At 64.0% G+C, this 14,578-nt stretch carries 14 protein-coding genes; 2 read left to right on the forward strand and 12 right to left on the reverse strand.

Annotated elements, in window-relative coordinates; translation table 11 throughout:
- Window positions 1-20 precede the first annotated feature (20 nt).
- The 10 genes from IAE36_RS19005 to IAE36_RS19050 all read right to left on the reverse strand — a co-directional run bounded on the left by IAE36_RS19005 (window position 21) and on the right by IAE36_RS19050 (window position 10,949).
- Window positions 21-1,208 carry an ATP phosphoribosyltransferase regulatory subunit gene (locus IAE36_RS19005; protein WP_201214008.1) on the reverse strand — a complete coding sequence of 396 codons (1,188 nt, stop codon included), beginning with the start codon at window positions 1,206-1,208 and terminating at the stop codon, window positions 21-23.
- 287 nt (window positions 1,209-1,495) lie between these two features.
- Window positions 1,496-2,365 carry a protease modulator HflC gene (gene hflC / locus IAE36_RS19010; RefSeq protein WP_028631832.1) on the reverse strand — a complete coding sequence of 290 codons (870 nt, stop codon included), beginning with the start codon at window positions 2,363-2,365 and terminating at the stop codon, window positions 1,496-1,498.
- Window positions 2,365-3,555 (reverse strand): FtsH protease activity modulator HflK, encoded by a 1,191-nt coding sequence (gene hflK, locus IAE36_RS19015; protein ID WP_201214010.1) that lies wholly within the window; start codon window positions 3,553-3,555, stop codon window positions 2,365-2,367. The genes hflC and hflK overlap by 1 nt, the downstream gene beginning before the upstream one ends.
- Before the next feature lie 96 nt (window positions 3,556-3,651).
- Window positions 3,652-4,953 carry a ribosome rescue GTPase HflX gene (gene hflX / locus IAE36_RS19020; RefSeq protein WP_028631834.1) on the reverse strand — a complete coding sequence of 434 codons (1,302 nt, stop codon included), beginning with the start codon at window positions 4,951-4,953 and terminating at the stop codon, window positions 3,652-3,654.
- 12 nt (window positions 4,954-4,965) lie between these two features.
- Window positions 4,966-5,226: an RNA chaperone Hfq gene (gene hfq / locus IAE36_RS19025; protein WP_060480687.1), complete on the reverse strand. Its 261-nt coding sequence runs from the start codon at window positions 5,224-5,226 to the stop codon at window positions 4,966-4,968.
- A 94-nt stretch (window positions 5,227-5,320) separates the two neighbouring features.
- Entirely contained in the window at window positions 5,321-6,292 is a 972-nt protein-coding gene (gene miaA, locus IAE36_RS19030) for a tRNA (adenosine(37)-N6)-dimethylallyltransferase MiaA (protein ID WP_201214011.1), read from the reverse strand.
- Between the two features lies 1 nt (window position 6,293).
- Complete coding sequence (gene mutL, locus IAE36_RS19035; protein WP_060480689.1) at window positions 6,294-8,189, reverse strand: DNA mismatch repair endonuclease MutL; 1,896 nt, start codon at window positions 8,187-8,189, stop codon at window positions 6,294-6,296.
- Window positions 8,186-9,616, reverse strand: coding sequence for an N-acetylmuramoyl-L-alanine amidase (locus tag IAE36_RS19040; RefSeq protein WP_028631838.1), 1,431 nt, complete (start codon window positions 9,614-9,616; stop codon window positions 8,186-8,188). Before IAE36_RS19040 ends, mutL begins: the two co-directional genes overlap by 4 nt.
- A gap of 11 nt (window positions 9,617-9,627) precedes the next feature.
- Window positions 9,628-10,080 carry a tRNA (adenosine(37)-N6)-threonylcarbamoyltransferase complex ATPase subunit type 1 TsaE gene (tsaE, locus tag IAE36_RS19045; RefSeq protein WP_371262487.1) on the reverse strand — a complete coding sequence of 151 codons (453 nt, stop codon included), beginning with the start codon at window positions 10,078-10,080 and terminating at the stop codon, window positions 9,628-9,630.
- A gap of 8 nt (window positions 10,081-10,088) precedes the next feature.
- Window positions 10,089-10,949, reverse strand: coding sequence for an NAD(P)H-hydrate dehydratase (locus IAE36_RS19050; RefSeq protein ID WP_201214012.1), 861 nt, complete (start codon window positions 10,947-10,949; stop codon window positions 10,089-10,091).
- Window positions 10,950-11,013: 64 nt separating this feature from the next.
- On the opposite strand from IAE36_RS19050, the gene queG reads away from it, so the two are divergent.
- Entirely contained in the window at window positions 11,014-12,078 is a 1,065-nt protein-coding gene (gene queG, locus IAE36_RS19055) for a tRNA epoxyqueuosine(34) reductase QueG (RefSeq protein WP_201214013.1), read from the forward strand.
- Window positions 12,079-12,117: 39 nt separating this feature from the next.
- Here the strand turns inward: queG and IAE36_RS19060 are convergent, their stop codons facing one another.
- Entirely contained in the window at window positions 12,118-12,729 is a 612-nt protein-coding gene (locus IAE36_RS19060; protein ID WP_028631842.1) for a trimeric intracellular cation channel family protein, read from the reverse strand.
- Window positions 12,730-12,822: 93 nt separating this feature from the next.
- Window positions 12,823-13,365, reverse strand: a complete 543-nt coding sequence (orn, locus tag IAE36_RS19065) for an oligoribonuclease (RefSeq protein ID WP_201214014.1) — start codon at window positions 13,363-13,365, stop codon at window positions 12,823-12,825.
- 142 nt (window positions 13,366-13,507) lie between these two features.
- Between orn and rsgA the strand changes: the two genes are divergently transcribed.
- The gene (gene rsgA, locus IAE36_RS19070) at window positions 13,508-14,527 is read left to right on the forward strand and encodes a small ribosomal subunit biogenesis GTPase RsgA (RefSeq protein WP_028631844.1); all 1,020 of its coding nucleotides are present in this window, start codon (window positions 13,508-13,510) and stop codon (window positions 14,525-14,527) included.
- Window positions 14,528-14,578 lie beyond the last annotated feature (51 nt).

Raw genomic sequence — 14,578 nt, forward strand, 5'->3', positions numbered from 1 at the left:
GCCTTTGCCGACGCAGAAACTCACTGGGCCAGCGGCAGAACCTGCCAGCGCCCGTCTTGCTGAATCAATTGCCGATCACAATCCGCTTCGAAGGCAGCACTCAACGGCTGGCCAGGCAGCGCCTGGACCACTCGCTGGCCCTCGTTGCGCAACTGGCAGACTTGCTGCCAGAGGGCCGCATCGCCACTGTCCGGCATCCAGATGCCGCCCGTGGGCAATACGACCTCCGCTCGCCCCAGTGTGACCAGGGTCTTCAAATCCGTGGAGAAACCAGTGGCCGGGCGCGCCCGACCGAAATCAGCGCCAATGTCATCATAGCGCCCACCCTGGGCGATCGATTGACCTTCGCCCGGCACGAACACCGCAAACACCACACCCGTGTGGTAGTTGTAACCGCGCAACTCGCCCAGGTCGAAGTACAGCGGCAGGGCCGGGTAGCGCGACGCCAGGCGATCCGCGATCGCCAGCAGGTCGTCCAGCGCGGCCAGTACGCTGGCCGGAGCACGGCCCAGGCGTACGCGGGCCTCGGCCAGCACCTCGCGGCCGCCGCACAACTCGACCAACGCGCGCAACATGTTGCCCAGGTCTTTGGGCAAGTCGGCGGTCAAGGCCTGCACTTCATCCACGGCCTTGCGCTGCATGGCGTCGAACAGTTGCTGTTCCACAGCGCCGGACAACCCGGCAGCATGGGCCAGGCCGCGGTAGATGCCCACGTGGCCCAGGTCCATGTGCACGTCGGGCACATCGGCCAGTTGCAGCGTGGCCAGCATCAGGCTGATGACTTCGACGTCACTGGTGGGGCTGGCATCGCCGTACAGCTCTGCGCCCAACTGGATCGGGCTGCGCGAGGTGGACAAGGCCCGCGGCTGGGCATGCAGCACGCTGCCGGCGTAGCACAGGCGGCTTGGGCCTTCACGGCGCAAGGTATGGGCATCGATGCGTGCCACTTGCGGGGTGAAGTCGGCGCGGAAGCCCATCAGGCGGCCGGACTGCGGGTCCACCACCTTGAAGGTGCGTTGGTCCAGGTCCTGGCCGGCGCCGGTGAGCAGCGACTCCAGGTACTCGATATGCGGCGTGACGACCAGTTCGTAGCCCCAACTCTGGAACAGGTCCAACACCTGGCGCCGCGCGATTTCGATGCGCGCAGCCTCAGGTGGCAGTACTTCCTCGATGCCATCTGGCAGCAGCCAGCGGTCTACCGTTGCCATTACGCCATTTCCCCTCTGGTCCGGGCGGCCGCCCGCAGGCCAGCCGTCAGTAAAGCCGGTATCGCGCACAGCAACGGGCAGCACTGATCCCAGCGCAGCCACCGTACCCGATACCCTCGAATTGCCTTGCGCGCTGAGCAAACCGTCAACCGGCGCGTGCCAATCAACCTTGCAGACGCAAAAAAGCCGGGAAATTTCCCGGCTGACTCATGATACACCCGTTTTCATTCAGGATGCACCCCGCCAGGCGTTTTAGCTGCCAGGCGGGGCACCAACCCGAACGAGCCTCAGGGCCGGCTCTTGTCCATGAAGCGGAAGAACTCGTTCTTCGGGTCCAGGACCAATACATCGCTCTTGCTCGAGAAGCTGTCACGGTACGCTTGCAGGCTACGGTAGAACGCGTAGAAATCGGCGTCCTGGGTGTAGGCCTTGGCGTAGATGGCAGCGGCCTGGGCATCACCGTCACCGCGGGTTTCCTCGGCTTCACGGTAGGCCTCGGCCAGCAGTACGCGGCGCTGGCGATCAGCGTCGGCACGGATGCCTTCTGCCAACTCGTTACCCTTGGCGCGGTGCTCGCGGGCTTCACGCTCACGCTCGGTGCTCATGCGGTCGAACACGCTGCGGTTGACTTCCTTCGGCAGGTCGATGGCCTTGACGCGAACGTCGACAACCTCGATACCCAGCTCCTTGTTGGCCATGCGGTTGAGCGAAGCGGTGATGTCTGCCATCAACGCGTCACGCTCACCGGACACCACCTCGTGCAGGGTGCGTTTACCGAACTGGTCACGCAGGCCGCTTTCCAGGCGACGGGACAGACGCTCGTCGGCGATCTGCTTCATGCCGGAAGTGGCGGTATAGAAACGCTCGGCGTCCTTGACGCGCCATTTGGCGTACGCATCGACCATCACCGCTTTTTTCTCCAGGGTCAGGAACCGCTGAGTGGGGGCGTCGAGGGTCATGAGGCGTGCGTCGAACTTGCGCACCTGGTTCACGTACGGAATCTTCACGTGCAGGCCAGGCTGCACATCCGCCTGGACCACCTTACCGAAGCGCAGCAGCACTGCCCGTTCGGTCTGGGCGACGATGTAGAAGCTGTTCCAGGCCACAATACCCAGTACCACAGCGACGATCAGGGCGATCAGCGATCGGTTGCTCATCAGCGGCTCTCCCTAGTGCGCAGCGGTTGCTGTTGCTGTTGCGTGTCCTGCGCCGCACGGGCGGCGGCTGCATCATTCGCCGACGATACGCCGCTGCTTGGCGCGACCGGGTTGCGGCTGCCTTCGACCATCTTGTCCAGTGGCAGGTAGAGCAGGTTGTTCTGCCCGTCCTTGGTGGCCACCATGACTTTGCTCGAGTTGCTGTAAACCTCTTGCATGGTCTCCAGGTACAAACGCTGGCGGGTCACGTCAGGCGCCTTGCGGTACTCGGTGACCAGCTTGACGAAGCGGTCGGCCTCACCTTTGGCACGGGCGATGACTTCGTCTCGATAACCGTTGGCGTCTTCGATGATGCGCTGGGCCTGACCACGGGCCTCGGGTACCACGCCATTGGCGTAGGACTCGGCCTGGTTGCGGGCACGCTGCTCGTCTTCGCGGGCACGGATCACGTCATCGAAGGCTTCCTGCACTTCACGCGGGGCTGCCGCGCTCTGTACGTTGACCTGGGTCACGGTGATGCCGGTACGGTAGTTGTCGAGGAAGCGCTGCAGGCGTTCGCGGATATCCACGGCCATCTGCTCACGGCCTTCGGTCAGCACCTGGTCCATCGAAGTGGAGCCCACCACATGGCGCAGGGCACTGTCGGTCGCGTGCTGCAGGCTCACCTCAGGCTGGTCGACGTTGAGCACGAAGTCCTGCAAATTGGTGATCTTGTACTGCACGGTCAGCGGCACTTCGACGATGTTCTCGTCTTCGGTCAGCATCTGGCCCTGCTTGGTGTAGGCACGCTCACGCGTGACGTTTTCCATGTACTTGCGATCGATGGGCGGGAAGTAGATGTTCAGGCCGGGACCGACTGTTTCATAGTACTTGCCGAAGCGCAGCACCACGGCCTGCTCCTGCTCGTCGACCACGTAGACAGCGCTATACAGCCAGATGGCAGCCAGCACGGCCAGGCCGATGCCCAGCAGGCCCAGGCCACCACCCTTGCCGACATTGCGGTCACCGCCGCCGCCACGTTTTTTATTACCGCCGAACATGCCATTCAGGCTGTCCTGCAGTTTGCGGAAGGCCTCGTCCAGATCCGGTGGCCCTTTTTTGTCACCGCCACCGCCGCCGCCACCATTACCACGGCGACCGCCCCAGGGATCCTGATTGTTCGAGTTGCCACCCGGCTCGTTCCAAGCCATAGCGCTCTCCATCTGATAAAGCAAAGACGCGCCCACGGCGCGCCGTCCAATGCTACAGAATGCCTGTCATTGCTGCCCGGCGACGTCGACGAGCATTTATTGCAAAGTGTGTTGCTCGACAAACACTTGCGGCTCCATGCCTTCCCGGCTGACCAGGCGGTTGAGCTCGACCCAGGGCAGCCGCACACTCAGCAGGCTGCGCCCTTCTTCATCATGCGCTTCACTCTGCACCGCGCCCAGGTCAAAGAATTGCGCGCGCAAGCGGGCAAAACGCTGCTCCAGGCACAGGGTGCCAACAAACAGATCATCGCCGAGCAGCTCGGCAACCGCCTGGCCAACCAGCTCCAGGCCACGCCCATCGCGCGCCGACACCCAGACCCGCTCGGGTTTGCCGTCGGCATTGCGCTGGATCTGCGGCTCGACATCTTCAAGCAGGTCGAGTTTGTTATACACCTCGAGGATCGGCAAGCCTTCGGCGCCAATCTCTCCCAACACCGCCAGCACCTGCTCGATCTGCTCCATGCGCTCGGGCTCATGGGCATCGATGACGTGCAGCAGCAGGTCGGAGTTGCTCGACTCTTCGAGCGTAGCCCTAAAAGCCTCGACCAGCTTGTGCGGCAAGTGGCGGATAAAGCCCACCGTGTCGGCCAATACGATTGGCCCCAGGTCGTCCAGTTGCAGGCGGCGCAGGGTTGGGTCGAGCGTGGCGAACAGTTGGTCGGCGGCGTACACCTCGGACTGAGTCAAGGCGTTGAACAGCGTGGACTTGCCGGCGTTGGTATAGCCCACCAGCGAAACCGAAGGGATATCTGCCCGCTTGCGGCCGCGACGCGCCTGCTCACGCTGGCTGCGCACCTTTTCCAGGCGTGACTTGATCTGGCGTATGCGCACCCGAAGCAGGCGGCGGTCTGTTTCCAGCTGGGTTTCACCCGGCCCGCGCAGGCCGATACCGCCTTTTTGCCGCTCAAGGTGCGTCCAGCCGCGTACCAGACGGGTACTCATGTGCTCCAGCTGGGCCAGTTCGACCTGCAGCTTGCCTTCATGGGTACGCGCCCGCTGGGCGAAAATATCGAGGATCAGCCCGGTGCGGTCGAGCACACGGCACTCGAACACGCGCTCGAGGTTGCGCTCCTGGCTGGGCGTGAGGGTGTGATTGAAAATCACCAGGTCTACCTGTTCGGCATGGACCAGGTCGTGCAATTCCTCGACCTTGCCACTGCCAATCAGGTATTTGGCGGAAGGCTGATGCCTTGTCACCGTGACCAGCGAGACGATGTCGGCACCTGCCGACAGCGCCAGCTCCTGAAACTCCTGCGGGTCTTCACGCGCCTCAGGGTTCTGACCTTCCAAGTGAACGAGCAGGGCCCGTTCACCACCACCGTGGCGCTCAAAGAACAATGCAGGCTCCTATCAGGCGTTGCCTGGCTCGCTGTCGCCGTTCTCGGAATCGGACGGGCTTGGCAGACGAACCGGACGGGCAGGTACGACAGTGGAAATGGCGTGCTTGTAGACCATCTGGCTGACGGTGTTTTTCAGCAGTACCACGAACTGGTCGAAGGATTCGATCGAGCCCTGCAGCTTGATACCGTTGACCAGGTAGATCGAAACCGGAACCTTTTCTTTTCTCAAGGTGTTCAAGTAAGGGTCTTGTAGCGAATGCCCTTTTGACATATGCCGCACTCCTGTAAGGATAAATAATTGGAAAATCTGGAAAAACGATAAATTGGGCCGCCCATCGCAAGGATAGACGGCAATCAGCAGGGACTCAGCTCAATATGGAGATGGCCCCGAGGTATTTCAAGGTGCGGGACAGATTGTCGCAGGCAAGGCTGTCGAGCCACTGCACGCCCGGCCAGCCACGCAACCAGGTGAACTGCCGCTTGGCCAGCTGCCGGGTGGCAATGATACCGCGCTCGCGCATCTCATTCTCATCCAGTGTGCCGTCCAGGTAGTCCCAGACTTGCCGATACCCCACAGCCCGTATAGACGGCAACCCGGCGTGCAAGTCACTTCTGGCTCGCAGCATTCGGACCTCGTCGACAAAGCCCTGTTCCAACATCTGTGAAAATCGTAACGCAATTCGGTGATGCAGAATGTGACGATCTGTAGGCGCTATCGCCAAACTCGCGACAGTATAGGGCAAATGGCTGCCCGCGCCTGCGTCTGCGCCGCTACTTTCAGCCAATTGACGCTGGCGATGGGCCGTCATGCTCTGGCCGCTGACCCGGTACACCTCAAGCGCCCTGATCAACCGCTGAGGGTCGTTGGGGTGAATGCGGGCAGCTGATTCCGGGTCGACCTCGGCCAGTTGCCGGTGCAGCGCCGCCAGGCCCTGCGCCTGCGCCAGGGCTTCCAGCTCAGCGCGCACCTCGGCGTCCGCTGCCGGCATGTCCGCCAGGCCGTCGATCAAGGCCTTGTAGTAGAGCATGGTGCCGCCCACCAGCAGCGGGATGTTGCCCCGCGCGGTGATCTCGCCCATGACCTGGAGGGCGTCGGCGCGAAACTGCGCCGCCGAGTAGCTTTCGGCAGGGTCGCGAATATCGATCAGGTGGTGCGGGTGAGCCGCCAGCACGGCCTTGGACGGCTTGGCCGAGCCGATGTCCATGCCCCGGTACACCAACGCCGAATCAACGCTCACCAGTTCACAGGGCATGACCTTGCTCAGCTCGATGGCCAGGTCGGTCTTGCCGGACGCCGTCGGGCCCATCAGGAAGATTGCAGGGGGCTTGCCACTCATGTCATCGGCCGCGCAAAAAGAGTTTGTCCAGGTCATCCAGGCCCATCTGCGTCCAGGTAGGGCGCCCATGGTTGCACTGGCCGCTGCGCTCGGTGTTTTCCATGTCACGCAGCAGAGCGTTCATCTCTGGGATCGCCAGGCGCCGGTTGGCACGCACTGCACCGTGGCAAGCCATGGTGCCGAGCAGTTCGTTGAGGTGCGCCTGAATGCGATCGCTGGTGCCGTATTCCATCAGGTCGGCCAGTACGTCTTGCACCAGGCGGTTGGCCTCGGCCTGCTTGAGCAGTGCCGGGATCTGGCGAATCGCCAGGGTTTCCGGGCCAAGGCGCTGCAACTCGAAGCCCAACCGCTGGAACCATTGGCCATGTTCCTCGGCGCAGTCGGCTTCGCGCTGGCTCAAGGCCAGGGTTTCGGGCACCAGCAACGGCTGGCCACTGAGGCCTTCGCTGGCCATGGCCACCTTCAGCCGTTCGTACATGATGCGTTCATGGGCCGCATGCATGTCCACCAACACCAGGCCGACCGCGTTTTCGGCCAGGATGTAGATACCCTTGAGTTGCGCCAGGGCATAGCCCAGCGGCGGAATATCGCCCTGGCTCTCCGGCAGCGCGGCAGGCGCGGTGGCGCCTTCGGCCAGCGGCTTGTAGAACTCGCGGTACACCGCCTGTGCCTCAGCGGCGGGCAACGGCTGCGACGGGCGCGGCGTGTACTGGTACTGGTAGCCGGCGCCGCTGCCCCCATTGCTGAACGACGGCTGGGCACGGGGTGGTTCCAGCACCGCAGCCGCCAGGCGCATTTCGCCTTGCGGGCCGAATTCGCCAGCCTGCTGGCCGGTGGGGCGCACAGCCTCGGGCACGGCAGCCGGGGCAGCCAACTGGTCCTCTGGCCGCACATCGGCCAGGGCGCGGTGCAAGGTGCCGTAGAGGAAGTCGTGCACCGAACGCCCTTCACGGAAGCGCACTTCGTGCTTGGTGGGGTGCACGTTGACGTCGACGCCGTTGGGCTCAAGCTCAAGGAACAGTACGAACGTGGGGTGCCGGCCATTGAACAGCACATCACGGTAAGCCTGCCGCACGGCATGGGCCACCAGCTTGTCACGCACCGCACGGCCATTGACGAAGAAATACTGCAGGTCGGCCTGGCTGCGCGAGAACGTCGGCAGCCCAACCCAGCCCCACAAGCGCAGGCCGTTGCGCTCTACCTCGATGGGCAGCGCCTGCTCCATGAAGCCCGGGCCGCAGATGGCGCCTACCCGCCGCGCACGGGCCGTTTCGTCATGAGCCTCGTGCAGGCTGAGAATGCTCTTGCCGTTGTGGCGCAGGTGGAAGGCAACATCAAAACGCGCCAGCGCCAGGCGGCGCACCACTTCCTGCAGGTGATCGAACTCGGTTTTTTCGGCCTTGAGAAACTTGCGCCGGGCCGGGGTATTGAAAAACAGGTCGCGCACTTCCACCGACGTGCCCACCGGGTGAGCCGCCGGCTGCACCCGCGGGGTCATCTCACGGCCTTCGGTTTCCACCTGCCAGGCTTCGCTGGCACTGGCGGTACGCGAGGTGAGGGTCAGGCGGGCAACGGAGCTGATCGAGGCCAGCGCCTCGCCCCGAAAGCCCAGGCTCAGTACCCCTTCGAGGTCTTCCAGCTCGCGGATCTTGCTGGTGGCGTGCCGCGCCAGCGCCAGCGGCAGGTCGTCGGCAGAAATCCCGCCGCCGTCATCGCGCACCTTCAACAACTTCACTCCGCCCTGCTCCACCTCCACGTCGATACGACGGGCCCCGGAGTCCAGGCTGTTTTCCAGCAGTTCCTTGGCGACCGAGGCAGGCCGCTCGACCACCTCACCCGCCGCAATCTGGTTGGCCAGCCGCGGGCTGAGCAGCTGGATGCGGGAACCGCCGCTCATTGCGAGGCCAACGTGGTAGCAGGGATATCCAGGCGCTGGCCCACCTTCAGTTCATCGGTCTTCAGGCTGTTGGTGTTGCGCAGGCTGCTCACACTGACCTGGTAGCGCACAGCCAGCATGGCCAGGGTCTCGCCGGGGCGGACCGTGTGCTCACGTGGGCCCTGGGCGATCTTGCCGCTGTCACGCAGCCAGGCGATATAGGTGCCTGGCGGCGGGTTTTGCTGGAAGTACTGGCGCACGCCGGTATGGATCGAACGGGCAAGCGCCTGCTGATGGCTGCGGGTCGACAGCTTGGCGGCCTCGGCATTGTTGGAGATGAACCCGGTTTCCACCAGAATCGAAGGGATATCGGGCGACTTCAATACCATGAAGCCCGCTTGCTCGACCCGCTGCTTGTGCAGCGATGTGATGCGCCCCATGTTGCCCAGCACCTTCTGCCCCACGTTGAGGCTGGAGCTGAGCGTGGCGGTCATCGACAGGTCCAGCAGTACACCTGCCAGCATGCGGTCCTTGTCATCCAGGCTGACGTTGCCTGCCCCCCCGATCAGGTCGGAGCGGTTTTCCGTGTCGGCCAGCCAACGTGCGGTTTCGGACGTGGCGCCACGGTCAGACAAGGCGAACACCGATGCGCCGAAGGCAGCACGGGACGGCGCGGCATCGGCATGGATCGAAATGAACAGGTCGGCGCCTTTCTTGCGCGCGATTTCGGTGCGTTTGCGCAACGGGATGAAATAATCGCCCGTACGCGTCAGCTCGGCCCGGAAGCCCTTTTCGGCACTGATCTGGCGTTGCAGCTCGCGGGCGATCTGCAGCACGATATCTTTTTCATGCTGACCACTGGACCCGGACGCGCCAGGGTCTTCGCCGCCGTGACCGGCGTCAATGGCGACCACGATATCGCGCTTGCCACTGGGTACCGGCGGTAACTTGATGGCAGGCTGCGTGGGCGTCACCGGCACAGCCGGGGTGGTTGCCGGCGCCTGCACCGGTGGTGGAGCCGGCGGCGGCGCAGTGGCGGCGATGGCGTCGGCTTCCTGGTCATACAGGTCGACCACCAGGCGGTTGCCATATTGTGCGTTGGGCGCCAAGGTGAAGCTCTTGGGGGTCACCGACTTTTTCAGGTCGACCACCACCCGCAAATCGGTAGGGGTACGCTGGGCAGAGCGCACGCTGCTGATTGGCGTGTTCGAGGTGGCAACCTTCAACGGGGCGGCCAGTGTCGCACCATTGATGTCGATAACCAGCCGGTCCGGTGCGCTCAGGGTAAAGACGCTGTGCTGCACGGGGCCAGACAGGTCGAAAACCAGCCGTGTGTTGTCCGGCGCGCGCCACAGGCGCACGCTCTTGACTTGAGTGACGGCCAGAGCGTCAACGGTCACCGTTGTCAGCAGCAGCCCAACGATGGCGACCAGTGCGCGTATGCGCATACCTACCCCACTTACTGTTTATAGTGTTCGGCCAGTGCCACGCACCAGGCCTCGCCACGAGCCCCCTGCGGCGACAGGTCAAGCGAGCGTCCGCCAGCTTGGGGGCTTATGGTAATGGTCAGGTCGGGCTTTGGCAAAACGCCCGCACCCTTTTGTGGCCACTCGAACAGGCACAGTGGGTCCCCCTCGAAATAGTCACGAATACCCATGAACTCAAGCTCCTCTGGATCGACCAGCCGATAAAGGTCGAAGTGAAAAGCTCGGACATCACCGATCTCGTAGGGTTCGACAACGGTGAACGTCGGGCTTTTCACTGCACCAGTATGGCCCAGGCCACGGATCAGGCCACGTGACAACGTGGTCTTGCCCGCGCCCAGGTCCCCTTCAAGAAAAATCACACCGCGACCATCGGTGACAGTGGCCAGGTGTGCGCCGAAGGCGACAGTGGCCGCTTCGTCGGCCAGAAACAGGTTTAAGCCAGGCACGCGCTGTGCTCCTCCAACAAATAACGAATGACAGGTATCAGGTCACTGGCTGCCAGCCCCCGGCCTTCACTGCCCAGGCGTTCACCGGCACGGGCGTGCAGCCACACCCCCAGCCCTGCGGTTTCCCAGGCGCTCAGGCCCTGCGCCAGCAGCGCGGCCAGCACGCCACTGAGTACATCGCCCAGGCCAGCGCCGGCCATGGCCGGGTGGCCACGGTCGCAAAGCATCAGTTGCCCATCCGGGTCGGCCACCAAGGTACCGGCGCCCTTCAGCACGCACACGCTGTTGTAGCGCCGCGCCAGCTTGCGCGCAGCCCCCGGCCGGTCGGCCTGCACCGCTTCGGTAGAAATGCCCAGCAGCCGCGCAGCCTCCCCCGGGTGCGGCGTGAGCACGCTGCCGCTGGGCAGCGCCAGGGGCGCACTGGCCAGCAGGTTCAGGGCGTCGGCATCCCATACCTGCGGGCGGTCGGCATTGGCCACCGCCGACAGCAGGCTGCGCCCCCACCCCGCCTGCCCCAGGCCAGGGCCCACCACCAGCACCGAGGCGCGCTCCAGCACGCCCATCAGCTGGTTGGCCGACTGCACCCCCAGGCACATGGTTTCAGGCAGGCGGGCGAGGCCTGCGGCAACGTGCTCCGGGCGCGTTGCAAGGCTGACCAGCCCTGCCCCGCAGCGCAGCGCCGCCTCGCCGGCAAGCAGCACAGCGCCCCCGGTGCCCAGGTCGCCGCCTACCACCAGCACATGGCCGAAGTCGCCTTTATGGGCCTGCGCAGGCCGCGGCGGCAGGTGCGCGACGGTGAGGCTGCTGAGCAGCTGCGGGGCAGGGTTTGGGTGTTTGGTCTGTGGCATGGGGTCAAAAGCTCCAATGTCTGGCAGAATTATACGCACCTGAGCCCGTATTGCTTGCCCATCCATGCCCGCCTCCACACCCGACCTCGAACAGTTGGCCCAATCGATCAAGATGTGGGGCCAGGAACTCGGCTTTGCCCACGTAGGCATCGCCGGGGTCGACCTTGGTGAACACGAACACCACCTGCAGCGCTGGCTTGATGCTGGCTACCAGGGCGAGATGGAATACCTGGGCGCCCATGGCAGCAAGCGCGCCCACCCCGAGCAGTTGATCCCCGGCACGGTACGGGTGGTGTCGCTGCGCATGGATTACCTGCCCGGCGACACGCAGATGGCGCAGCGCCTGGCCCAACCCGAAAAAGCCTACGTGTCCCGCTATGCCCTGGGCCGCGATTACCACAAGCTGGTGCGCAAGCGCGTGCAGTTTCTGGCCGACCGCATCCAGGAAGCCATCGGCCCGTTCGGTTACCGGGCCTTTGTCGACAGCGCCCCGGTGCTGGAAAAAGCCCTGGCCGAACAGGCCGGGCTGGGCTGGATTGGCAAGAACACCCTGCTGCTCAACCGCAAGGCCGGCAGTTACTTTTTTCTTGCCGAGCTGTTCGTCGACCTGCCGCTGCCGGTGGACCCGGCCACCACCAGCGAGCACTGCGGGCGCTGCCAGGCCTGCCTGGACATCTGCCCGACCCAGGCTTTCGTCGGGCCGTACGTGCTGGACGCGCGCCGCTGCATTTCCTACCTCACCATCGAGCTGAAGGGCCCGATACCGGTGGAGCTGCGCCCCATGATGGGCAACCGGGTATTCGGCTGCGACGACTGCCAGATCGTGTGCCCCTGGAACCGCTTTGCCAAAGCCACCCGCGAGCAGGACTTCCAGCCACGCCATGGGCTGGAGAATGCCGAACTGGCCGAGATGTTTCTGTGGGACGAGAAAACCTTCCTGCGCAAGACCGAGGGCGGCCCCTTGCGCAGGGCGGGGTACGAGCGCTGGCTGCGCAACCTGGCAGTGGGGCTGGGCAATGCGCCGTCGACGATCCCGGTGATCGAGGCGCTGAAGGCACGCCGTGACGATGGCTCGGAGCTGGTGCGTGAGCATGTGGCGTGGGCATTGGCCCAGCACCACATTCATTAGCCCCGTGCCCAAGCCTGCGGCATCAGGCCTGAAAATGGCCTATTGCTGGTCGTTGTAGTGGAACTTGGGCATTTCCCAGTGAAAACGGATGGCCAGCAACCGCACCAGGAACCCGCCGAACAATGTCAGCAGCATGGCCTGCTCGGCAGGCACGTTGAAATACACGCACCCCAGGTAGAACCACGCGGCTGCGAACGACACACTGGCATACAGCTCGCGGCGGAAGACCAGAGGGATATCGTTGCAGAAGATATCCCGCAAAATCCCGCCGAACACCCCGGTGATGACCCCGCTGATCGACGCCACCAACATGCCCTGCCCCATTTCCAGGGCAGTCATGCAGCCGATCAGCGTGAACGCCACCAACCCCAGGGCATCGAGCACCAGAAACAACGAGCGCAGGCGGCGCATCATCGGTGCGATGAAGATGGTGAACAGTGCCGCGCAACTGGTAAGCACCAGGTATTCAGGGTGCTTGACCCAGGTCAGCGGGTAATGGCCAAGCAGCACATCCCGTACCGAGCCGCCGCCCAGTGCCGTCACGCAGGCAATCAGCACCACACCGAACCAGTCCATGCCACGACGCCCGGCAGACAGCGCGCCCGTCATCGCTTCAGCGGTGATGGCGATCAGGTAAAGCATCAACAACATGAAGCACATTCCTTGAAGCGACAAGCGGCAAGTGGCAAGTGCAAATGGCAAGCGTTAGGCGGCAAACGCCGCCTTCGGTCTGCTGGCTGATGCTCAGAACTTGATGAAGTGCTCGCGATAGTGGCGCAGCTCGGCGATGGACTCGCGAATGTCGTCCAGTGCCAGGTGGGTGCCGCCCTTGACGAAGCTGTCGCGCACCTCTGGTGCCCAGCGTGCGGCGAGCTCCTTCAGCGTGGACACGTCCAGGTTGCGGTAGTGGAAGTAGTTTTCCAGGTTGCGCATGTGACGGTAGAGGAAGCGGCGGTCCTGGCAGATGCTGTTGCCGCAGATCGGCGACTTGCCCTTGGGCACCCACTGTTCGAGGAAGGCGATGGTCTGCGCCTCGGCCTCGGCCATACTGATCGTGCTTTCGCGCACCCGCTGGGTCAGGCCCGAAGCGCCATGGGTACGGGTGTTCCAGTCGTCCATGCGCGCCAGCACCTCATCGCTGTGGTGGATGGCGATCACCGGGCCTTCGGCCAGGGTATTCAGGTCGCTGTCGGTGACGATGGTGGCCATCTCGATGATGACATCGCTGTCCGGATCCAGGCCGGTCATTTCCAGGTCGATCCAGATCAGGTTCTGTGGGTTTTGCATGGGGCGCTCCTCGAATAGGCGCTCATTTTAGCCCAGACGCCCCGGTACCGGTCAAAAAGCCAAGCGCACAGGCCGTGGGGCCGACGTGCTAGACTGCCTGCCGATTTCAACGCCCCGCGTGGGGCTCTCCTACGGAGCGTTCATGGCCAAACGCCAGCTCAACCGCCGTCAGAACTGGCGTATCGAAAAAATCCAGAACGAACGCGCTGCCCGTGCAGCCAAGCGTGAGCAGCACGTGCTGCACGAACTGGAAGGTGGTGACCTGGGGCCGGAACAACTGGGCCTGGTAATTGCGCACTTTGGCGTCCAGGTCGAAGTGGAAGCCCAGGACGGCGACACCGCCGGCCAGGTGTTCCGCTGCCACCTGCGGGCCAACCTGCCAGCACTGGTGACCGGCGACCGGGTAGTCTGGCGGGCGGGCAACCAGGGTATCGGCGTGATCGTGGCGCAGATGCCTCGCAGCACCGAGCTGTGCCGGCCCAACAACCACGGCCAGCTGAAGCCGGTGGCGGCCAACGTCGACCTTATCGTCATTGTCTTCGCACCCGCCCCCGAGCCACACCCAAACCTTATCGACCGCTACCTGGTGGCCGCAGAACACGCGGGCCTGCGCCCGTTGTTGCTGCTGAACAAGGCGGACCTGATCGACGAACAGAACGGCCCCGGCCTGCACCAGTTGCTTGAGGTGTACCGCGAACTGGGCTACCCGCTGCTGGAGGTATCCGCGCACCAGGGCGACGGCATGCAGCGCCTGCAGCAGACGCTCGACGGCCACATCAGTGTGTTCGTTGGCCAGTCGGGCGTGGGCAAGTCTTCCCTCGTCAACAGCCTGCTGCCCGATGCCGGCACGCGCGTGGGCGACCTGTCGGAGTGGTCAGGCCAGGGCACCCACACCACCACCACCGCCCGCCTGTACCACTTCCCCAATGGCGGTGACCTGATCGACTCGCCGGGCATCCGTGAGTTCGGCCTGGGTCACGTCAGCCGTACCGACGTGGAAGAGGGTTTCATCGAGTTCCGCGACCTGTTCGGCACTTGCCGCTTCCGCGACTGCAAGCATGACCGCGAACCGGGCTGCGCACTGCTCAAGGCACTGGATGACGGGCGTATAAAGCCGCAGCGCATGAATAGCTACCGCTCGATCATCGCCAGCCTGACCTAAGGTAGATGCTCTCGCCGTTACAGGTGCAGCGCCTGGGCGATCGAGCGCCGC

Origin of the sequence: Pseudomonas sp. S36, from assembly GCF_016647875.1 — a bacterium.
GTDB classification, from domain to species: Bacteria; Pseudomonadota; Gammaproteobacteria; order Pseudomonadales; family Pseudomonadaceae; genus Aquipseudomonas; species Aquipseudomonas parafulva.